Source organism: Marisediminitalea alba (assembly GCF_002993365.1).
GTDB classification, from domain to species: Bacteria; Pseudomonadota; Gammaproteobacteria; order Enterobacterales; family Alteromonadaceae; genus Alteromonas; species Alteromonas alba.
The window spans coordinates 34,778-56,579 of record NZ_PVNP01000192.1 but is presented as its reverse complement, the minus strand read 5'-3'; the positions used below and the strand labels follow the sequence as shown (position 1 = coordinate 56,579).

The following is a 21,802-nucleotide window of genomic DNA, read 5'->3' as shown; positions in this document are numbered from 1 at the left end:
AAACCTAGAATTATGAGTAACATTGAAGAGCGCGTAAAAAAAATCATCGTTGAGCAGCTTGGTGTTAAAGAAGAAGAAGTAAAATCCGAAGCATCTTTTGTTGATGATCTGGGCGCTGATTCACTTGACACTGTTGAGTTAGTCATGGCGTTGGAAGAAGAATTCGACACTGAAATTCCAGACGAAGAAGCAGAGAAAATCACTACTGTTCAGTCTGCAATTGACTACATCAACGCTAACAAAGACGCGTAAGCTTCTTTTTTAGATAGTGAAAAACGGCTCTGTAACAGAGCCGTTTTTGTATGTATTGTTATAGCTCAACGTGCACTTTGTAGTGTTTACCGTTGGGTATCTGATTAGTTCCAATGCGAGGACATTCTGTGACAAAACGTCGCGTAGTGGTTACTGGCTTGGGTACGCTGTCCCCTTTAGGTTTGTCTACCGATAAAACCTGGCGCCGAATTCTGGCTGGCGAAAGCGGGATTGGCGACATTACCCATTTTGATTGCAGTAACTATTCCACCCGGTTTGCCGGTCAAATCAATGATTTTGATCCGCAAGACTATATCGATAAAAAAGAAACCAAGAAAATGGACCGCTTTATCCAGTTGGGTATTGCCGCGGGCAAGCAGGCATTACAAGACTCGGGTTTTGAGGTTACGCCTGAAAACGCGTCTCGCGTGGGCATTGCCATTGGTTCAGGTATTGGCGGTCTGGAGCTTATTGAAGAAAACCACTCCAAGCTGGTTAACAGCGGCCCTCGTCGGGTATCGCCGTTCTTTGTGCCTTCCACCATTACCAATATGATTTCCGGATTTCTGTCGATCATGGCAGGGCTGAAAGGACCTAACCTGAATATTGTGACTGCCTGTACCACAGGTGTACACAACATTGGTGTAGCGGCCCGGACTATCGCTTATGGCGATGCGGATGCCATGCTTGCCGGTGGTGCTGAAGCGTCTATTACGCCATTGGGTATGGCTGGTTTTGCCTCTGCTCGTGCACTGTCTTCACGCAACGATTCGCCGCAACAGGCCAGTCGCCCGTGGGACAAGGACCGTGACGGTTTCGTTATGGGCGAAGGCGCCGGTGTGGTAATGCTCGAGGAATACGAAGCGGCCAAAGCACGCGGCGCGACCATATATGCGGAGCTGGTAGGCTTTGGCATGAGCGGCGATGCGTACCATATGACCTCGCCACCAGAGAATGGCGAAGGCGCTGCGGCGTCGATGGTAAATGCCATCAACGATGCCAAAATCGATCCGTCTCTGATTGGTTATATCAACGCCCACGGCACGTCAACGCCGGCCGGTGATATTGCCGAAGTGTCAGCGGTGAAGAGCGTCTTTGGTGATCATGCGCATAAAGTGCTGGTTAGCTCAACGAAGTCCATGACTGGTCACTTACTGGGTGCTGCCGGTTCGGTTGAGGCGATTTTCACAATTCTGGCCCTGCGCGACAAACTGGCTCCGCCCACTATTAACCTGGACGAACCGGGTGAAGGGTGCGATCTGGACTTTGTTCCGCACAAAGCCAAAGCCTTTGAGGAAGAATATGCACTGTGTAACTCCTTCGGCTTTGGTGGCACCAATGGCAGCTTGATTTTCAAGCGCCCATAAGCCGACGTTGATAGACACAAAAGGGAGCCTGGTGCTCCCTTTTTCTTTGCAGTCGTGATCATCATTGGTCGCGACTTGGTATTAACAGAATTGCTGATACAATACCCGTCTGAAACTGACTAACCAGGTGACTGCCGAACGCGCTGTATGACTGATCCCAATGGACTGGCTCCACTCAAACAATTTGCCCTCAATGATCGGCTGGCCAATTATGGTGACGGTACGTTTACCACTATGCACGTGTCGGATGGTAAGGTTGCCCTGCTGAATCGCCACATTAATCGACTGGTAAATGACAGCCAGGCCCTTGGCTTAACGGTTGAAGCCGAAGTCATTCGTCAGGTGATTGCGGCCGCCTTACCAGAGCGAAATGAGGGTGTGCTAAAGGTGTTAATTGGTGCCGGGCAGGGCGGTCGTGGGTATGCGCGTCTGGCAGAGCCAAACATAAACGTTGCTGTAAGCTGGCATGACGTGCCTGCTGTTTATCAAAGCTGGCAACAACAGGGCATTCACGTAGGGACTGTGCCGGTCTCTTTAGCCAGACAGCCTTTACTGGCCGGATTAAAGCATGCCAATCGTTTAGAGCAGATTTTCATTAAACAGGCGTTGGCTCATACAGATTTCGACGATGCGATAGTAACCGACACCGAACAAAATATTATTGAAGCCAGTGCTGCAAACCTATTCTGGCTGGTTGGCGGGCAGTGGTTTACCTCATCGCTTGCGTTGGCTGGCGTTAATGGCGTTATGCGGCAATTTATTCTCGATAATTGCCCGGATATTCACATTATCGAACAGCAGTTAACAGAGATAGCCCACGTTGATGCCATGTTTTTATCCAATGCGCTGATGCAAATCGTTCCGGTGAAAACCCTCACCTTAGGTGAGTCTAAACGTGAACTTGCCATTGCGCCGGTACTGTCGCTCCACAAGTCACTGGCACAGGCTTATGTGGGAGAATACGGTGCTGCGTAAACTGGCCTTAGGATTAATCATTGTAGTAGGCGCAGCTATGGCAACCATGGGCTGGTTGCATCAGCAGTTTGCTAAGCCGCTGAATATCGAGCAACGCCAGTTATTTACCCTGCCGCCAGGCCAGGGCGCCATTGAAACGCTGATGCGCTTTGAACAGCAAGGATGGCTGCCCATGCCTACGCTGGCAGCCCGGCTGTGGCTCAAGCTGGTTTATGGTGGCCAGCCTATTCTGGCCGGTACCTATGCCTTTGAGCCGCCATTAACACTGGCGGGGGCTTTTGAACTACTTTCCCATGGCGAGGAAGTACAGTTTGATATCAGCCTGATTGAAGGGCAAACCTACCAGCAATGGCTGACAACGCTTAAAGCACATCCGCGTCTTAAGGCTGACCTCACTGATAATGAGGAGGCGCTTGTTCAGCGCCTTATTGCACAATGGCAGCCCTACAGCGCTGAGCCATTACATAGTCTTGAAGGCCTGCTGTTGGCGGATACCTATCACTTTACCAATCAGACCCCAGCCAGTGAGATTCTTGAACGTGCGTCTGATGCCATGCAGGAGTACCTGCTGGAGAACTGGGCTAAACGCGAGCCAGGCTTACCCTATGAGGCACCGGTGGAGGTGTTAACCATGGCGTCGATTATCGAAAAAGAAACGGCGCTTGCATCGGAGCGGGCCCGTATTGCCGGAGTATTTGTTAATCGGCTTGAGCAGAACATGCGGTTGCAAACCGATCCAACGGTCATTTACGGCCTCGGCGAACGGTTCGACGGAAATCTGACCCGCAAGCATTTACGCGAAGATACGCCTTACAATACTTATGTACATAAAGGGTTACCGCCAGGCCCTATTGCTATGATTGGCCGGGTTGCCATTGATGCAGCTTTGCAGCCGGCACTGACGTCGGAGCTCTATTTTGTGGCTCGTGGTGATGGCAGCCACCAGTTTTCCAATACATTAGAAGAACATAACCAAGCGGTACGAGAGTTCCAGCTAAACCGAAAGGACGGACAACCATAGATGTCAGGTAAGTTTATCGTCGTTGAAGGCCTTGAAGGGGCCGGCAAGAGTTCAGTGATTGCACTGGTAGAGCAAGCGGTTAAGTCAAAAGGCTTTACTACCGTGACAACCCGGGAACCCGGCGGCACGCCCATGGCCGAGGCCATTCGCAACTGCGTTAAGCAAAACTGGCAGGAAAATGTGGTTGAGGAAACCGAGTTGATGTTGATGTATGCCGCGCGGGCGCAACTGTTGGCTAACGTGATCAAACCGGCTATGGATGCAGGCAGTTGGGTGATTGGCGATCGTCACGATTTGTCCTCGCAGGCCTATCAGGGTGGCGGCCGCGAAATTGCACAAGCCACGCTGTCTGCGCTCAGTGACATTACGTTAAAAGGGTTTAAACCCGACCTCACTCTGTATCTGGATGTTGAGCCTGCTGTGGGCTTAGAACGTGCCCGCGGGCGTGGTGAGCTGGATCGCATTGAGTTAGCCGGCCTGGGCTTTTTTGAGCGTACCCGGGCCCGTTATCTGCAACTGGCTGCGGCCGATAGCAGCATCATCACCATTGATGCCATGCAACCTATGGCCGATGTGCATCGGGATGTTCAACGCACGCTGGAGCAGTATCTTTCATGCTAGCGTTACCCTGGTTAGCCGAGCGATATCAGCAGTTGGTACAGCGCTTTGGGGCCAGTACACTGCACCATGGCATATTGCTGAGTGGCCCGCAGGGCGTGGGCAAGCGTGAGTTGGCCGATGCCCTGATGCAGGCAGTACTGTGTTTGCACCCGAGGAGTGACGGCCCCTGCGGTGAATGCCAGAGTTGCAAACTGATTGAGGCAGGCACCCATCCCGACCGTTATGTGCTGGAAAGCGATAAACAGCTGGGCGTTGATGCCATCCGTGAAGCTATTGGTAAGTTAAATACCACGGCGCAGATTGGCCGTCATAAAGTGTTGATCATTCCCGCGGCCGAGCGGATGACCGAAGCGGCCTCAAATGCTTTACTTAAAACGCTGGAAGAGCCCACCGACAACACTTACCTGTTGTTATTAACCCACCGGGTGGCCGGATTATTACCGACTATTTTAAGCCGCTGTGAAAAGCACGTTATTGCCACTCCATCCGCAGAGCAAAGTCTTAACTGGCTGGCAGGCCAGGGCCATGATGAGGTTGATCAGGCGCTACTTAACGCTTACGGAAATGCGCCACTTCGGGTTGCCCGGGCGTTAACCGACGAGAGTGCGCTAAGTTACCGTGATTTTCTGACCGGTCTGGAAGGCTTGCTGGGTAATAACCAGGATGTGACGGAAGTGGCGTCGAAGTGGCAGGACCACGCAGAACAGGTGATTTACTGGTGCCAGCGGTATTATCATGATCAATACTGCAAAACACAGCGTAAAGAAGACTTGCAGCGTTATCAGCACTGTATCGCTTATGCTGTCCGGGTGCGTCATCCTGGCGTTAATAAAGTGCTGCTGCTGAGTCAGATTTTTTCATTACTAAAACAAGCCTAAGGAGGCTTTTTTGTTTGTAGATTCTCATTGTCATCTCGACCGCCTGAAACAAAATACCGAAGAGTTGGCGCAAACGCTGGCTTTTGCCCGCCAGCGCGGGGTAGAGCATTTCCTCTGTGTATCAGTATCGGTAAAAGATTACCCGCAGATGCTCAGTACGGTCAGTCATTTTGATGATGTCTCGGTGTCCTGTGGCGTGCATCCCTTGCATCAGGAAGATGCCTGCGATTACGACACCTTACTGACAGCGGCCAGTAGCGATAAGGTGATTGCGATTGGCGAAACCGGACTGGATTACTATTACAGCGAAGATACCCGTGAGGTGCAGATCCAGTCGTTTATCGACCATATCAAAGTGGCTAATGAAACCAACAAGCCGTTGATCATTCATACCCGCGATGCCCGCGAGGATACCATCGCGCTGTTAAAGCAGTACAAAGCCGATCACACTATTGGTGTGCTGCATTGCTTTACCGAAGATTTACCCATGGCCGAGGCGGCCATGAAAATGGGCTTTTATATCTCCATTTCCGGCATTGTTACTTTTAAGTCTGCGGAAGAATTACAGGCAGTTACTAAGGCTATTCCGCTTGAGCGGTTACTAATTGAAACCGATTCTCCCTGGCTGGCGCCGGTGCCCCACCGCGGTAAACCCAATCAGCCCGGCTATGTGGTAGAAGTTGCCGAATTTATTGCTGAACTTCGCGGTATCAGTGTGGATGAGCTGGCAAAAGCCACAACAGCGAATTTTTATCGCCTGTTCTCTGGCATTAAGCCGAATAGTTAAACGCCATGTCTGACTGGAGCGCGTTACTGTTAAAAAGTCTCGATAAAACCCGGGATATGCCGGAAAGCCGCTATTTTCAGCTGGCGACGGTTGATAGCAGCGGCCTGCCGCACAATCGCACTGTGGTGTGTCGCGGGGTAGATGAGAACCAGTCCCTGATGTGGGTGGTTACCGACACCCGCAACAAGAAAGTTGCTGAGCTTAAGGGCAACCCTCACGCGGCCGTTTGTTGGTATTTCGCCAAAACCCGTGAACAATACCGAATGACGGTAAGCTGCAGGGTGGATACGCCGAACGATGACAGCGCGTTATGCCTGCAACATTGGGATCGTTTGTCAGTGGCGGCCCGGCAACAGTTTTTATGGGGCGAACCCGGCAGCGAGCGCACAGCGCCGAAAAAGTCTCTGATTGATCACAGTGCCAATACGGATGTCTTGCCCGATCATTTCTGCGTGCTAACCCTACTGGTAGAAAGTGTGGACTACCTTAATCTGCGTGGTAACCCGCAGCAGCGGCAGTGTTTTGAAAAACACCAGGGGCAGTGGCATAGTAAAGAGCTTATTCCCTGAACGGTAAACGCTTATGGCTATTCGCTTTGTGTTGGGTGATATCACCAGTGCAACCACCGACGCTATCGTTAACGCGGCTAACCCGGCCATGCTGGGTGGCGGAGGCGTTGATGGTGCCATTCACCGGGCTGCAGGACCTGAGCTGTTAAAAGCCTGCCAGGCGGTAGCGGTAAAAGATGGCGTGCGCTGTCCACCGGGAGAAGCGCGAATAACGCCAGCGGGTAACCTACCGGCTAAATTTGTTATTCATACGGTAGGGCCTATCTACCATCAGGATCCACATCCCGCCCAAACTCTGGCTAGTGCCTATCAGCAAAGTTGCCGGCTGGCTGTTCACAACGGCTGCCAATCGGTGGCTTTCCCGGCTATATCCTGTGGTGTTTATGGCTACCCTCATAAGGAAGCGGCGAGCGTGGCTATTAACGCTTGTTTACAATTTGCATCCGCACTTAAGATTGATTTTTACCTCTTCGACCAGACACTATACGACTGTTTTGTTTCTCAGTGGCAGACGATTAAACAACAGCAGCAACAATAAAACTTTTTGGGCTGCGTCTGCGACTATATTAAAAGCACCTGAAACGGAGTTGGTGATGCGTTTACACAAAATAGTCCTGCTTGCCCTGGCGATAGTTACCAGCCCCATGGTGTTGGCCACCGATGCTGCCGACTTTAATGAGCTTGATAAGTATTTAACGACGGCTGAGGCCAACGGTTTCAGCGGCGCCGTGTTAATTGCTGAAGACGGTAAGCTCCGTTTAAATAAAGGTTACGGAAAAACAGAGCGGCAGGGGAGTACACCTATAACCGCCGATACCCTGTTTGATACCGGCTCGGTAACCAAGCAATTTACCGCCGCGGCAGTGATGCATCTTGTTCAACAGGGCAAGCTGAGCACTGCAATGCCAATTAGCCGGTTTTTTAACAGCCTGCCCGAAGATAAACAAGCTATCACCCTGCATCAGCTTCTTACCCATTCAGCCGGTATTGCCAATGGTATTGGAGCGAGGGATTTCACTCACGTTCCTACCGACGAGTTCTTTAAGCGGTTATTTGCTTTACCACTTTATTTTGCGCCGGGTGAAGGCTATGCCTATTCAAATGCCGGTTACAGTATTCTGGCGCGGATCATTGAGCTGGTTAGCGGGATGTCTTACGAAGCGTACCTTCAGAACGCTTTGTTTGAGCCAGCCGGTATGCACCATACTGGTTATCTGAATCCGGTACTGGCACAACTCCCTGCGGCAGCAGGCTATTTGTTTGGCGAAGTAGAGACGGGCAGTACCCGGGATAAGTACTTTGAGGACGAGGCTATCGCCTGGCCACTGAAAGGGAATGGCGGCATGCTGTCCACCATGAATGATATGTATCTGTGGGCACAGGCGCTGCAGCGTGACTCGGTGTTGGCTGCAAAATACCGCGATCAGCTCTTTGAACCCCATGTGGCAGAAAACGAGGAGGGCACCAGCCACTATGGTTATGGCTGGGCAGTCATGCCAACCCCACGGGAAACTACTTTTATTGGTCACAATGGTTCAAATGGTACTTACTACTTTGATTTTCGCTGGTTGCCTGACGAACAGATACTTATCCTGTTTGCCTCTAACGCATTGGTGGAAAGTACCATGGCCTTGCCTTATTACATCGAGCAATACCTTTTTGAAAAGGAACCGTTACCGGCGTTTGAGACCGGCATCACCAGTCAAATTGCAGGACTATCGCTGCGCACAGCCGGTAACCCTGAGCGCAAAAAGGCGGTGTTGCAGGAAACGTTTGCCAGCAGGATTGATAACAAGCGTACTCTGAATCGTGCCGGTTTGCGGTTAATGGATAATGAACGATATAACGATGCAATAGCCCTGTTGCTGCTGAATGTCGATCTGTTCAGGGATGACGGTAATTTGTGGGACAGTCTTGGGGAAGCGTATTTTGTTAACGGGCAGTATGCACAGGCAAAGCAGGCTTTTACCCAGGCCATTGAACTTAAGCCTGCAGAAAATTGCTACTGGTGTGATAACAGCGCTGCACGACTGCGGCAAATCAGCACAGCAGACTGAATACTGGCTTCTGGCCGCTATCTTAAAGCCGGTATAGTAATAAACCTACCGGCTTTGCACTAACCTGAATATGGGTGATGCACTGTTTTAACGCACTGCATTTAAATGCTTAAGCCAAAGATTGGTATTCCCACAACAAAATGTTACGTGTAACATAGGTGTTCGATGACCAATTATGTCTGTTAACATTTATGACCAATCGCGCCTCCCTACAAGATATTGCCGATCAACTGGGCATTACCAAAATGACGGTCTCCCGGTATTTTCGTTCTCCAGAAAAAGTAGCTCCCGCCACGCGCGAAAAAATTGCTCAGGCGGTAAAACATTCCGGCTATATTCATAACCGCGCGCCGGCGTTAATGTCCAGAGCGCTGAGTCGCACCATTGGTGTGGTCATCCCATCTTTATCAAACCAGGTGTTTTCTGCTTTGGTGGATGGCATTGAAACCATTACCAACGCAGAATCTTTCGACATATTACTGGCTCATTCAGGCTATGATCCCAAGGTAGAAGAACGCAAGATTGAAATGTTGCTGTCTTATCAGGTGGATGGCATGATCCTTTGCGAAACCGAACATACCGACCGCACCCGAACAATGTTAAAGCAGGCGGGCATTCCGGTTGTGGAGTGCATGGAGTTACCGGAAGCCCCAATAGATATGGTGGTAGGGCTCGATCATAAAGCGGCTGCTTTTAATGCGGTAACCCGGATGATTGCCAGCAATAAACAGCACATTGTTTATCTGGCAGCCCGGCTGGACCGACGAACCATGCTGCGTCAGCAAGGCTACGAGCAGGCTATGTGGGAAGCAGGGCTTACTCCGCAAACCGTGGCTACACCGTTTCAGTCGAGTTTTTCGCAGGGCATGAAATTGCTGCAGCAGGCGCTCGATACCTTTGACAGGGTGGATGGTATATTTTGTACCAACGATGATTTGGCCGTAGGGGCCATGCAGTTCTGTAAAAATGAAGGCATTCGGGTACCGGACGATCTTGCTGTAATGGGTTATAACGGGCTGGATATTGGCCTTACCATGCAACCTAAACTCACCAGTGTAGTGACTCCGCGTCAGGCCATCGGGATTAAAAGCGCACGTCTGCTTATTGATGTGATCAACGGCAAAGCACCCTCTGACAAGCTTTTTGATCTGGGCTTTTCTTACACTGCGGGAGAATCGCTGAGTTAATCCGGCGGCGTGAGCAACAGGTGATGACGCTGAATGTCAGCAACCAACTGTTCAATAGGCAACTCTATATCAAGGGTGTATACATCCTGTTCGTCGGCAGCGGGGCGTTCCAGCGTATTAAACTGACTTGCCAGCATTTCGGCTTTCATAAAGTGTGCCTGACGGGCTTCCATCCGGCGTTTAATAAGCTCAAACCGGCCATCCAGAAAAATAAACCTGACGCAGCTGATATGCTCACGAAATATATCCCGATAGTGCTTTTTGAGTGCTGAACAAACAATCACTACCGTGTTACCCGCCGTAACATGCTGTTCGGCAGTTGCGGCAATCTGTTTTAGCCAGGGCGCACGGTCTTCATCATTGAGTGCTTCCCCCCGCGACATTTTAGCTATATTCGCCAGCGGGTGCAGGTCATCGCCGTCAATAAACCTGGCGCCGACAGCCTCCGCGAGACGTTCACCAACCGTACTTTTACCACTGCCGCTAACACCCATTACTATAATGCAACAGGGAGCGGGATTATTATCGAGGGCTGTCATAGAGTCTGCTTGCGTTCTTGTTAAAAAAATGTTTTGCTAAATGTTATGCGTAACATTTTAGCTCGGCTTTACGGCTGTGTGAATAGTTAAATAGAGAATACAACGAGATTTCATGGATATTGCGAGCAATCAAACTGACAATATTGTTTTACTGTTAACCGGACTGACCATGGTTCTGGTGCTGATGGGACTGATTATTGTAGCCCGGGTGCATGCGCTCATTGCGTTAATTACAGTAAGTCTGATTACTGCCCTGGTAACCGGTATCGGCGCTGCTGACGTGCTGCCTGTTATGATGCAGGGCTTCGGCAGTACGCTGGCCGCAGTGGCCCTGCTGGTAGGTCTTGGCGGGATGATTGGTAAGTTACTAGAGAGCAGCGGCGGGGCAGATGTGCTGGCCCAGCGCATGATTAGCCTGTTTGGTCTCGAGCGAGCACCACTGGCTCTGGGTATTACTTCGTTGCTGTTTGGTTTTCCGATCTTCTTTGATGCCGGGCTTATTGTGATGATGCCCATCCTGCTGAGTGTGGCGAGGCGCTTGCAGCAATCAACCCTGTTAACCGTGCTTCCTGCGGCCGGTGCGTTTGCTGTAATGCATGCCTTTGTGCCGCCACACCCGGGGCCCGTAGCCGCGGCTGATTTGCTGGGGGCAAATATTGGACTGTTGCTGATAGTGGGAACGGTGATTGCTATCCCTACCTGGTATGCAGGCAGTTACCTTTATGCCATGTACGCTGGCAAGCGGTTTAATATAGACCTGCCCGCATGGTTTACTGATAGCGAATCTAACCCCAACAGCCAGAGGCAACCTGCTTTTGCCCGGGTTATCGCGGTGCTCTTGTTGCCGTTTGGTCTCATTTGCCTTGATACCGTGGTGAATACTCTGCAGGTTGCTGGCATGATCCCGCAAGAGTCGCCTTTTTTAAGTGGTCTGCGTTTACTTGGCAAGACGCCGGTAGCACTGTTATTAACCCTGCTCATAGCGTTTGGGTTATTTCGCAAGCAATTCAACCGTAAGCAATACGAAGGTTTATGCAATGATGCGCTTGAGCCTTTAAGTGCCGTTATTCTGGTCACCGGTGCCGGCGGAATGTTTGGTGGTGTGCTGCGTGCTGCGGGGATAGGCGATGCATTTGCGCAACTACTGGTAGACAATGGCTTACCGGTTATAGTGGCGGCGTTTGTGATTTCCGTTTGTTTGCGGGTTGCGCAGGGCTCAGCCACGGTTGCCTTAACGACCACCGCGGCGTTGATTGCGCCGGTAGTAACTCAGGTCCCGGGCCTCAGTGCGGTGGATTTATGCTGTATCGTTATTGCTATCGCCGGTGGCGCCACGGTACTGTCACATTTTAACGATTCAGGCTTTTGGTTGGTGTCACGGTTATTGCAAATGGATGAGAAAACCACCTTAAAAACCTGGACCGTGATGGAAACGCTATTAGGCACGATAGCCTTTATACTGGCGCTCCTGCTGAGCGCCGTATTCTAGGCGGCTATTCCGCCTCGGGCGGTGAGGGCAGGCCAAAGGAACTTAAAGCCAGTTCATAAGTGCCTGCCTGAACGCCATTTAATGGCGCGTAGTTAGGCGCGTTACTGGGAATAAAGCTGACCTTATTAAACAGCTGTGGCTGGATTTGCTTGATGATAGCCGGAATAAACTGCGGGTATTTTGTCATTGGCCCACCCAGTACAAACATTTTAGGGTTGATGACCGCCGCAATGGTTGCCAGAGTAGTGCCAATTTGTGAAATGGCCGGATGGCCGCTTAAATCCACGCCTTCTTCCAGGGCCTGCTGAAGATGGTGGTTAGACACAAAGTCCTGCAGGTTCTCTTTATTATTCACCATGATGTGCCCAATTTCGCCGGAGATGCCGGTTGAGCCTCTGATCAGATGGTTATCCAGATAAATACCGGCACCAATCCCTTCACCAAAGTAAATGAAGACAAAATCAGAGACGTTTTTAGCGATGCCGAGGCTTTTTTCGGCCAGCGTAGCCCAGTTTACATCGTTGTCGAGGGTAACCGGACAAGCAAAATGCTCTTCAAGCAGTGCTTTGAAGTTAATGCCATGAATGATACTGAACTTGGAGTAGGGCAATGCCAGGATTTCACCAGTTTGTGAGTTAACCGGTACTGCTACTGAGATGCCAATAGCGAGCAACGGCGAAGACTGGTCCTGCACGGCCAGGCGGATAAAGCGCAAAATCGCCTCTGCCAGTTCTGCCTGCTGCCAGGCAGGGTCGATATAAAAGCACTGATCACGAATCACTTTCAAAGACAGGTCGGTAAGGCGAAGCTGGATCTGTTTTACATCGATAGCAATAGCCAGGGTCAGCCCTTTAGCGGCGTTTATTTCGTAAATAACACCGGCTCGGCCCTGTTTATTTTTGGTTTTTCGGCTGGTTTCCACCACCAGGCCGCTTTTCTCAAGTCGCTGCGCCGATTCGGAGATCGTCGGCCGGGAAATACCGGTTTTCTTGGCTATGGCGGCTCGCGTCATCGGACCATGTTCTTTCAGACAGTGAAAAAATTGCCTGTCGGTCATCAGAGCGAGAGGTGTGCCGTTTTGTAGGGGGTCTGTTTGTTTCATTTTTATTAACACATTTCTCTACTGATTCGCTCAGTTTGATTATTATTGTATTAGGCAACAAATGCTTCCGTTATCGATATGTTAAATCACCGTTGCAAAATGTTTTGTTAATATACCTGCTTTTTAAATTCTTAAAAGGCTTTTCCGGTATTTTGCTGTTGCTTAGCACTAATTGATAATAAGTCAGGCACAAAATCCAGCATTACACAAATAATCGCCATGGCTAAACCATATAAAATAAAGTTAAATTGCTGAAATAAAATAAAAAAATATATTTCAGGCTTACTTTAACAGCTTCTGTATCCGCATTTAACAGTAAAACACCCGTTTAATATACAGCAAATTAATGCTGATTATTCATAAGGTTTGTTTATAAAATCGATTAGAATGAGATTGTTTCATGAGTTTTTTACTACCCTAATGTAAAGCAAAGATCGCACCAAACAGGGTAAAAGTGTTAAAATCTTATCAATTAGTTAAGTCGCTTTACAAAAAAGCTTGCAATGTTACGAGAATGTAACTATACATATTGGGCGTTACAAACGGTTAACCTGATTTCCCGTTGTAACGGTTCAATACGGATTGAGAGAACTGTATTGAATTTAGCACTGCGTCAAGGCAACAGCAGGTTAGCCTGCACTTAATTATCGGTTAATCGGTTGGGTATCAGATGACAGATGGTTAAGGGCAACGGCGCATATAAATAAAAAAGTGTTAATCTCATTGGAAACCAAATTATGTTTTATAAAAGCAAGCTAGCAACTGCTGTATCCGGGGCACTATATGTGATGGTCGCCACTGGCGTTCAGGCACAACAAGCGGAAACAGTTGAAAAGATCGAAGTACGCGGCGTTCGTGGCAGTCTGTCACAATCAATGAACGTAAAGCGTCAGTCTACTGGTGTTGTTGACGCCATCTCTGCTGAAGACATGGGTAAATTCCCGGATACTAACCTGGCTGAATCGCTACAGCGTATCACTGGTGTATCCATCAACCGTGTAAACGGTGAAGGTTCTGAAGTAACCGTTCGTGGTTTTGGTGGTAACTTCAACCTGATTACTCTGAATGGTCGTCAGATGCCAGCCGCTAACGTTGCCTCAATTACAGGTAACCCGCTTGACCAGGGCGCTTCTGGTACAACTCGTTCATTCGACTTCTCTAACCTGGCATCTGAAGGTGTTAGCGGCATTGAAGTTTATAAAACAGGTCGCGCAGCGGTACCTTCAGGTGGTATCGGTGCAACAATCAATATCAATACTTTAAAGCCACTGGCACAGGGTGATAACCGCGCTTCTGTTGGTGTTAAAGCCGTTAAAGACGAAAGTGGTGACGGCGTAACACCTGAAATGAGTGGTGTGGCTAACTGGGTTAACGAAGACGCTAACTTTGGTGTGTCAGTATTCGGTTCTTATCAGGAGCGTGATTCTGGTAGCCGTCACATGAGTGTTGAAAACTATCAGTTATATAACTGGGATGTTAACTCGCCAGGTACTTTTGGTCTGGTTCAGGGGGCTAACGTTACCAATGCTCCGGAACAGGGCCAACTGGTTGCAATGCCTTCCAACCTGGGTTTAGGTGTTAACAACGACAACCGTGAACGTATCAACGGTATGCTGACTGTTCAGTACGCACCAAGCGATGATATGACTATCACTGCCGATGCGACTTACGCGAGCAACGAAATTCAGTCAACTTCAGTTGTTGACGGTATCTGGTTCGCACGTCAGTTTACCGATATGGAATTTGACGGTAACCCTGTTGTTGCTACCCCAATCCGCTTTACTGAAGACATCGATGGCGGTAAAGACTTCTTCTTCCAGAACCTGGTAATGGGTGCGAAGGATGAGTTGTCATCATTCGGCTTCAACGTTGACTGGTGGGCAAGCGATTCACTGAACATGCGTTTTGATGCGTCAGTTGCCGAAGCTAAGAGTGGCGGTGCTGGTCCGTACGGTAAAAACGTAATTCGTTTCAACGTAGCGGGCGCGACGGCTGGCTGGCAAACAGTTGACTTCGGTCAGCGCATGCCTCAGGCGAGCATCGTGGTTGACGATTCTCAGAAGGGTAACGGCAACGGTATCTTCGATCTGCCGGACGTAGGTCCTCAGGTTACCCGTGCGATTTCTTCTGACCAAACTTCTGACGTTGCTCAGTTCCGTTTAGACGGTACCTGGGATCAGGGTTCTGATATCAAACTTGATTTCGGTGTGGGTTACATGAGCACTGAAATGAACCAGGTTCGTTACGAAACTGAAGCACAGCTGGGTGGCTGGGGTGTATCTGATGTAGGTAATATCCCTGAAGGTCTGCTGGAAATCGGTTGTACTGCCTGTGCGTTTGAAGATCATGACATGAGCGGTGTTGCCGGTGCTGATGGTATGGCTGTTCCAGCTGGCGCGACTACTATCCCTCTGGGTAGCGTATCGTTCGTTGGTAACGCAGTACACCTGTTAGAAGCTGTTGCTCCTGCATACGGTTTCACTCCAGGCGACCTGCCAGCTGTAGCGTCTGACAACAATACTGTTAAAGAAGACATCATGTCACTTTACGGTATGGCAACAATGGACGGCGAAATCGGTGGCTTCGAAGCTAACCTGGTAGTCGGTCTGCGTTACGAGAAGACAGACGTTGAGTCTATCTCTCTGCAATCAGTACCTGAGCAAATCATCTGGTTATCAGATAACGATTTCCGTATCCAGCTGGGTAGCGGTACCGATGCACTGTCAGAGAAGCACTCTTATGAGGCACTGCTGCCGAACATCGATTTGTCAGTTAACCTGACCGATGATCTGAAAGCCCGTTTCTCTTACAGCATGACCCTGGCTCGTCCTGCTTACAACCAGATGTACACTGCAACCAGCATTGGCGCGCCTAGCCGCCCAACTTACCTGGGTGGTCAGGGTTCTGGTAGCCGCGGTAACGCAGCGCTGGATCCGCTGGAGTCAAACAACTTCGACCTGTCACTGGAATACTACTACGGTGAGTCGAGCATGGTGTCTGTGGGTTACTACCGCAAAGACGTAGATAACTTCGTAGGTACTCAGCAGGTATCACAAAACCTGTTTGGCTTACTTGACCCAACTTCAGGTCAGGCTGGTACCGTTTCTGGTGATGCGATTGCAGAACTTGAAGCGCGTGGTATCGAAGTTACCGAGCGTAACTACTTCACCATGACAGCACTGCTGTCTAACCCGGATGCATTCCCGGGTGGTGCAGATGACTTCGAGGAAGGTCAGGCGTTCGCAGATGACGTATTTGCAAACTACAGTGTTGGTCCGGTAGCGGGCGATCCAAACATGCTGTTTGAGGTAACTCAGCCAGTGAACAACCAAAGCGCTCGTATCTCTGGTTACGAGTTAGCATGGCAGCACTTCTTCGGTGAGTCAGGCTTTGGTTATCAGGCTAACTTCACCATCGTAGACGGTGATATCGGTTACGACGTAGGCGCCGATCCGGCAGTTGACCAGTTCGCTCTGGAAGGTCTGTCTGACAGTGCTAACATCGTTCTGATCTACGAGAAAGACGGCTTGTCAGCACGTGTTGCTTACAACTGGCGTGACTCGTTCCTGAGCGAAGTTAACCGCGGCGTATCTTCTGTTCGTAACCCGCTATTTATCGACGAGTACGAGCAAGTGGATGTTAACGTTAGCTACGAGTTCAGCGAAGATCTGACAGTAAGCATGGATATCATCAACCTGACTGAAGAAGGCCAGCGCCAGTATGGACGCAGCTATAACAACACCTTCTTTATCCAGGAACTGGACAGACGCTACGTTCTGAACGCGCGTTACACGTTCTAAGTGATGTAAAAACCTGACCGGCGCATCCGTGCCGGTCGGGCATTTCCCTGTTGTATTCAAGTCAGCATTTGCCTGTCATCACAGCTAAGGGTAGGATGCAGACTAACCGTTTCTTCTTAGCTATTTAGCGAATTTTCCTATGTCTAACATTGCCGTTTTAAACAACGTTGATCACGCTGATATCAAGATCAGTGTTAGTGACACCAACAGCACCAGTGATAACGTCAACCGTTGCCAGATCTATGCATCTGAAATCACTGAGTTACAAAAAGAATTCCCCATCCTCATTTATCGCGGCGAAGAGACTGAGTCCTTGCAGTTGCATGCTATTCTGGGGCTGGAAAAAAATGAAAACCTGTTTTTATCCGCGAGCGGATGGACAACCCGTTATGTGCCGGCATTACTGGCTCGTGGTCCGTTTAGCATTGGCTACAGCAAAAACGACAATGGCGAACCCACGGATCCTAAAATCTGCCTCGATATGAACGATGCCCGGGTAAACAGTAACGAAGGCGAAGCCGTGTTTATGCCAATGGGGGGCGAGTCCCAGTATCTGCAGTATGTCAAAAAGGCACTGCAAACCATTGAAACCGGCGCTCAGTACAACCACACCTTATTTACTTTAATTGATGAGCTGGATTTATTGGAGCCAGTGTCAATTCAGATTAAGTTAAGTAATGTTGAACAGGTTAATCTGAACAATTACTACACGATTAATCAGCAAAAGCTCAGCGCCCTTGAGGGGGATCAACTCGCTAAGCTCAATCAGTACGGTATCCTTAGCTCATTATTTTTTATTCTGTCTTCAATGGGCAATTTTCAGCGTCTTATCGAGCTAAAGAACGCTAAGTCGGCAGTACTGTAATTTATTAAGGACGCATTACCATGACGGCCAATCAGGTACTTGTGTTAGAGGGCATTTCACCCGACAACATTCCTTTTGACGATCTTTTTGCGTTAAATAAACCGGTGATACTTAAAGGGCTGGTGAACAACTGGCCGCTGGTACAAGCTGGCAAACAGTCTGTTGAACAGGTCATGGCGCAGCTTACTGAAAACGATACCGGTCGGCCGTTGCTGGCCTATCGAGCGCCAGCACACATTAAATCGCGTTTTGGTTACAACGACACCTGCACGGGCTTTAACTATAGCAGCGAAAAAACGCGTCTCTCTGACGTGCTGGCACAAATCACAGCCGGTTTCAGTGACGATGAACACGAATACCTGTATATCAACTCCTTGCGATTTGATCAGGGCCTGCCTGAATTAAGTAAAGCCAATACGCTCAATTTTTCGCATCCGGAATTTACCAATAACCAGCCGGTGCCTAAAATCTGGATCGGTACGGAATCGGTGGCGGCTGCGCATTTTGATCAACCCAAAAATATTGCCTGTTGTGTATTAGGTAAACGCCGCTTTACGCTGTTTTCGCCAGAGCAGGTAGACAATTTATACCCCGGTCCGCTGTCACCAACGCCGGGCGGGCAGGTGGTTACCACCGCTAATCTTGATGAGCCCGACTTTGAAAAATTCCCACGTTTAAAAACCGCGCTGGAAAATGCCTGGATCGCTGATCTGGAACCCGGTGACGGACTGTATTACCCCAGTATGTGGTGGCACGAAGTCAGGGCGTTTGACCGCTTTAACGTTATGGTTAATTTCTGGTGGATGACAGCCAAACCTTATCTGGGCAATCCCATGGACCTGCTCATGCATGGCATGCTCACCCTGCGCGACAAACCGGCTGAGGAAAAAGCCGCCTGGCGTGCATTATTTGACTATTATGTGTTTGGAGAGGGCGAAAAAGTCATCGAGCATTTGCCGGTGGAATGTCATGGTCCGCTGGCACAGATGGATGAATTATCGGCGCGCCGTTTACGCGCAATGTTACTGAATAATCTTAATCGATAAATAGGCTTAAATTAATGGCGCAAAAGAAAACCCGTGTTGTTGTAGCCGGCGGCGGCACTGCCGGATGGTTAACCGCGTTTAGTTTAGTGACCCGTTTAGGTAATGTGCTGGATATCACGTTAGTTGAGTCTGATCAGATTGGCACCGTGGGAGTAGGGGAAGCAACCATTCCTACCATGTGTAATTTTCATCAGCTGATGGGCATCAACGAACAAGAGTTTATGGCTGCGACAAACGCCACCTTTAAGCTGGGGATTCAGTTTGATAACTGGGCAAACGACGGTGACAGTTATATTCACTCTTTTGGCGAAATCGGTCAGCGTTCATGGATGGCCGAATTTCATGAATTCTGGATGGAAGCCGTGGCTAATGGTCAGCAGGATAGTCTGGAAGACTATTGCCTGGAATTAAAAGCTGCCAAAGCCAATAAGTTTGCCACTAAGATTGGTAATCGGCCGCTTAACTTTGCCTACCACCTCGACGCCACCGCATATGCTGCTTACCTTAGAAATAAATCCGAAGCTGCCGGTGTTACCCGTTGTGAGGGTAAAATTCAGTCGGTAGATACCGATCCTCAAAGTGGTAACCTAACCCGCCTGACGCTGGATACGGGGATTACGATCGAAGGGGATGTGTTTATTGATTGCACCGGTTTTAGAGGGCTGTTAATAGGCGAACACCTTGGTGTCGGATATGAAGACTGGAGCCACTGGCTGGCTGCCGATCGGGCGATTGCTATTCAAACCCAGTCTACCGAAGCGCCCAAACCATATACTATCGCCACAGCCCATAAAGCCGGTTGGCAGTGGCGTATTCCGTTACAGTCACGGGTGGGCAACGGTATTGTTTACAGCAGTCGCTATTTAAGTGACGAGGATGCACTGGCAACCCTTAAGCAAAACCTCGACGGCGAAATGTTAACCGAGCCCCGTTACCTTAAATTCAAGACCGGCCGACGGGAAAAAGCCTGGCATAAGAACTGTATCGCGGTTGGATTGGCCAGTGGCTTTTTAGAGCCGCTGGAATCTACCAGTATTCATCTGGTAACTACTGCGCTTATCCGCCTGATGAAGCTATTTCCGTTTAGCAATGACCACGAACTGCTGGCTGAGCAATATAATCGAGAAACGCAAAAAGAGATGGAGACCATCCGCGATTTTATTATTCTGCACTACAACCTGACGAAACGTACCGACAGTGATTTCTGGGATCATTACCGCACTATGGATATTCCGGAACCCTTAGCCCACCGAATGGCTATCTTTGCGCAAAACGGCTACGTGTGGCCCGACGATGTGGCGCTGTTCAGAGTCGATTCCTGGGTGCAGGTAATGATGGGCCAGGGCCTGATGCCAGCGCAGCATCACGGGGCCAGTCGAATGCTTCCCATCGACGGTTTAAAACAGCAACTTAGTGCTTTCAAGCAATCGGTTAATAATGCGCTGGGCCAGTTACCCGCTCATGCCGACTTTATTGCCCGGTATTGTCCGGCCGGCGAGCAGGTTAAGTAAGGGCCTGGCATGCAAAAGATCATCACCCGGGTTGTAGTGGTAGGCGGTGGTACTGCTGGCTGGCTTACCGCCGGCATTATCGCGGCCAAGAACCCTTTGGTTGGCGAGAATAGTCACACTGAAGTTATTCTGGTGGAATCGCCGGACGTTAAAAACCTTGGGGTAGGTGAGGGAACCTGGCCTACCATGCGCGATACTTTGCGTTTGCTGGGCATTGCCGAAAAGCAGTTTCTCAGTGAGTGTGATGCCAGCTTTAAGCAGGCTTCAAAGTTTGTTGGCTGGCAGCAGGGCGGTGAGGATAAGTATTACCATCCCTTTACGGCACCTGCGGGGTTTGGTGCGGTTAATCTGGTTGAGGCCTGGCACGATGAAGGCTGCCCGGGCGACTTTGAATCCTGGGTCTGTGCTCAGGGCATGGCCTGTGAGCGCTATCAGGCGCCGAAGATGCCCCAATTACCCGAATACGCTTACAATTTTAATTACGGCTACCATTTAAGCGCCGATAAGTTTGTTGCGCTGCTTCATCGCCATTGTACTGAGCAACTCGGCGTGCAGTATAAAAGCGCCCATGTTGCCGGCATCCAGAGTCATCCCGATGGCGCAATAGCCGCTATCGAACTCGCCCAAGGCGAGCCGTTGGCCGGTGACTTATTTATTGATTGCAGTGGATTTAGCGCGCGCTTAATCGGGCAGCATTACAACGTTCCCTTTGTTTCTAAACGGCACATTTTATTTAACGACACGGCAGTGGCAGCGCAGGTGAACCATGCCAGTGACCAAACGCCAATAGCCTCGTGTACGGTTGCTACGGCAAGACCTCACGGGTGGGTGTGGGATATCGCGTTACAGTCGCGCCGCGGTATTGGCCATGTATTTGCCAGCGAGCTAACTACCGAGACTCAGGCTGAGGACGCATTAAGAGCCTATATCAGCAGTGATGAGTCTTTAAGCCAGAAAGCGATTATGCCGCGAACCATCCGCTTTGATCCCGGCCACCGGGCACGGTTCTGGGAACATAACTGTGTTGCCATCGGGGTCTCTGCGGGTTTTGTTGAGCCGCTGGAGGCCACGGCGCTGGTACTGATTGAAAAGTCGGCGGAGTGGATAGCCGAACAATTGCCGCGCAGCCGTGCCGCCATGGCAGTACTTCGTAAGCGCTACAATGACATGACGGACGCACGCTGGGACGAGATTATTGATTTTATCAAACTGCATTATGTGCTCAGTGAACGCCGCGACAGCCCCTACTGGCAGGCACATGCCGATCCTGCATCCTGGACGGACAGCCTGCAGGAAGCGTTGCAGTTATGGCAAAGTCAACCGCCAGGCTTGTTAGAAACCAATCTTCGCCAGGAGCTTTTCTCCTCAGCCAGTAAACAATACGTGTTGTATGGCATGGGGTTTCGCTCCCGTGACTGGCAGCCGGGTGGCATTACCAGCCTGCGCAAACCACTGATCGAACGGGTGCGCCGGGAGTTTCTGCATAATGGCGATAAGCTGTTGGCGCAGTTGCCAACCAACCGGGATTACTTTAACCGGCTTAAAGCGACTAGCGCTTAGCAATAATATAAACCGCGTGCACAATGCCCGGGATATAGCCCAGCAGGGTTAATAGAATATTGATCCAGAACTGTGCGCCAATACCCACTTGCAAAAATACGCCCAGTGGTGGCAGTAAAATTGACAATAAAATGCGTAGAATATCCATGGTTTTCACCTTGTTTGTGTAGAAAACC

General features: G+C 49.9%; 20 protein-coding genes. 17 read left to right on the top strand and 3 right to left on the bottom strand.

The window, feature by feature from the left end; all coding sequences use genetic code 11:
- Positions 1-12: 12 nt before the first annotated feature.
- From acpP to C6Y40_RS18145, 11 genes are all read left to right on the top strand, one after another.
- Positions 13-252, top strand: a complete 240-nt coding sequence (acpP, locus tag C6Y40_RS18195) for an acyl carrier protein (protein ID WP_018981476.1) — start codon at positions 13-15, stop codon at positions 250-252.
- A 128-nt stretch (positions 253-380) separates the two neighbouring features.
- Positions 381-1,619: a beta-ketoacyl-ACP synthase II gene (gene fabF / locus C6Y40_RS18190; protein WP_105935828.1), complete on the top strand. Its 1,239-nt coding sequence runs from the start codon at positions 381-383 to the stop codon at positions 1,617-1,619.
- A gap of 147 nt (positions 1,620-1,766) precedes the next feature.
- On the top strand, positions 1,767-2,594 hold the full coding sequence (pabC, locus tag C6Y40_RS18185) for an aminodeoxychorismate lyase (RefSeq protein ID WP_105935827.1): 828 nt from the start codon (positions 1,767-1,769) through the stop codon (positions 2,592-2,594).
- Positions 2,569-3,615 (top strand): endolytic transglycosylase MltG, encoded by a 1,047-nt coding sequence (gene mltG / locus C6Y40_RS18180; protein ID WP_105935826.1) that lies wholly within the window; start codon positions 2,569-2,571, stop codon positions 3,613-3,615. Before pabC ends, mltG begins: the two co-directional genes overlap by 26 nt.
- The gene (gene tmk, locus C6Y40_RS18175; RefSeq protein WP_105935825.1) at positions 3,616-4,236 is read left to right on the top strand and encodes a dTMP kinase; all 621 of its coding nucleotides are present in this window, start codon (positions 3,616-3,618) and stop codon (positions 4,234-4,236) included.
- A complete protein-coding gene (holB, locus tag C6Y40_RS18170) occupies positions 4,230-5,114 on the top strand; it encodes a DNA polymerase III subunit delta' (RefSeq protein WP_105935824.1) in 885 nt (294 codons plus the stop codon). The genes tmk and holB overlap by 7 nt, the downstream gene beginning before the upstream one ends.
- A gap of 10 nt (positions 5,115-5,124) precedes the next feature.
- Positions 5,125-5,901 (top strand): TatD family hydrolase, encoded by a 777-nt coding sequence (locus C6Y40_RS18165; RefSeq protein ID WP_105935823.1) that lies wholly within the window; start codon positions 5,125-5,127, stop codon positions 5,899-5,901.
- Positions 5,902-5,906: 5 nt separating this feature from the next.
- Entirely contained in the window at positions 5,907-6,470 is a 564-nt protein-coding gene (locus C6Y40_RS18160; RefSeq protein WP_105935822.1) for a pyridoxamine 5'-phosphate oxidase family protein, read from the top strand.
- Between the two features lie 13 nt (positions 6,471-6,483).
- A complete protein-coding gene (locus tag C6Y40_RS18155) occupies positions 6,484-7,008 on the top strand; it encodes an O-acetyl-ADP-ribose deacetylase (RefSeq protein ID WP_105935821.1) in 525 nt (174 codons plus the stop codon).
- 55 nt (positions 7,009-7,063) lie between these two features.
- On the top strand, positions 7,064-8,527 hold the full coding sequence (locus tag C6Y40_RS18150; RefSeq protein ID WP_170308530.1) for a serine hydrolase domain-containing protein: 1,464 nt from the start codon (positions 7,064-7,066) through the stop codon (positions 8,525-8,527).
- Between the two features lie 191 nt (positions 8,528-8,718).
- Positions 8,719-9,714 (top strand): substrate-binding domain-containing protein, encoded by a 996-nt coding sequence (locus C6Y40_RS18145; RefSeq protein ID WP_105935819.1) that lies wholly within the window; start codon positions 8,719-8,721, stop codon positions 9,712-9,714.
- On the opposite strand, the gene C6Y40_RS18140 is transcribed toward C6Y40_RS18145, so the two are convergent.
- Positions 9,711-10,253 carry a gluconokinase gene (locus tag C6Y40_RS18140; RefSeq protein WP_105935818.1) on the bottom strand — a complete coding sequence of 181 codons (543 nt, stop codon included), beginning with the start codon at positions 10,251-10,253 and terminating at the stop codon, positions 9,711-9,713. The two genes, C6Y40_RS18145 and C6Y40_RS18140, sit on opposite strands and share 4 nt — an antisense overlap.
- A gap of 112 nt (positions 10,254-10,365) precedes the next feature.
- Between C6Y40_RS18140 and C6Y40_RS18135 the strand changes: the two genes are divergently transcribed.
- A complete protein-coding gene (locus tag C6Y40_RS18135; protein ID WP_105935817.1) occupies positions 10,366-11,742 on the top strand; it encodes a GntP family permease in 1,377 nt (458 codons plus the stop codon).
- 4 nt (positions 11,743-11,746) lie between these two features.
- Here the strand turns inward: C6Y40_RS18135 and C6Y40_RS18130 are convergent, their stop codons facing one another.
- The gene (locus C6Y40_RS18130) at positions 11,747-12,844 is read right to left on the bottom strand and encodes an ROK family transcriptional regulator (RefSeq protein WP_105935816.1); all 1,098 of its coding nucleotides are present in this window, start codon (positions 12,842-12,844) and stop codon (positions 11,747-11,749) included.
- A 737-nt stretch (positions 12,845-13,581) separates the two neighbouring features.
- Between C6Y40_RS18130 and C6Y40_RS18125 the strand changes: the two genes are divergently transcribed.
- The 5 genes from C6Y40_RS18125 to C6Y40_RS18105 all read left to right on the top strand — a co-directional run bounded on the left by C6Y40_RS18125 (position 13,582) and on the right by C6Y40_RS18105 (position 21,626).
- On the top strand, positions 13,582-16,644 hold the full coding sequence (locus tag C6Y40_RS18125) for a TonB-dependent receptor (RefSeq protein ID WP_105935815.1): 3,063 nt from the start codon (positions 13,582-13,584) through the stop codon (positions 16,642-16,644).
- 139 nt (positions 16,645-16,783) lie between these two features.
- On the top strand, positions 16,784-17,509 hold the full coding sequence (locus C6Y40_RS18120; protein WP_105935814.1) for a SapC family protein: 726 nt from the start codon (positions 16,784-16,786) through the stop codon (positions 17,507-17,509).
- Positions 17,510-17,529: 20 nt separating this feature from the next.
- Positions 17,530-18,555 (top strand): cupin-like domain-containing protein, encoded by a 1,026-nt coding sequence (locus C6Y40_RS18115; RefSeq protein WP_105935813.1) that lies wholly within the window; start codon positions 17,530-17,532, stop codon positions 18,553-18,555.
- A 14-nt stretch (positions 18,556-18,569) separates the two neighbouring features.
- Positions 18,570-20,066, top strand: a complete 1,497-nt coding sequence (locus C6Y40_RS18110) for a tryptophan halogenase family protein (protein WP_105935812.1) — start codon at positions 18,570-18,572, stop codon at positions 20,064-20,066.
- Between the two features lie 9 nt (positions 20,067-20,075).
- Positions 20,076-21,626 carry a tryptophan halogenase family protein gene (locus tag C6Y40_RS18105; protein ID WP_240622008.1) on the top strand — a complete coding sequence of 517 codons (1,551 nt, stop codon included), beginning with the start codon at positions 20,076-20,078 and terminating at the stop codon, positions 21,624-21,626.
- Here the strand turns inward: C6Y40_RS18105 and C6Y40_RS18100 are convergent.
- On the bottom strand, positions 21,616-21,774 hold the full coding sequence (locus C6Y40_RS18100; protein WP_105935811.1) for a YqaE/Pmp3 family membrane protein: 159 nt from the start codon (positions 21,772-21,774) through the stop codon (positions 21,616-21,618). The two genes, C6Y40_RS18105 and C6Y40_RS18100, sit on opposite strands and share 11 nt — an antisense overlap.
- Between the last annotated feature and the right edge of the window lie 28 nt (positions 21,775-21,802).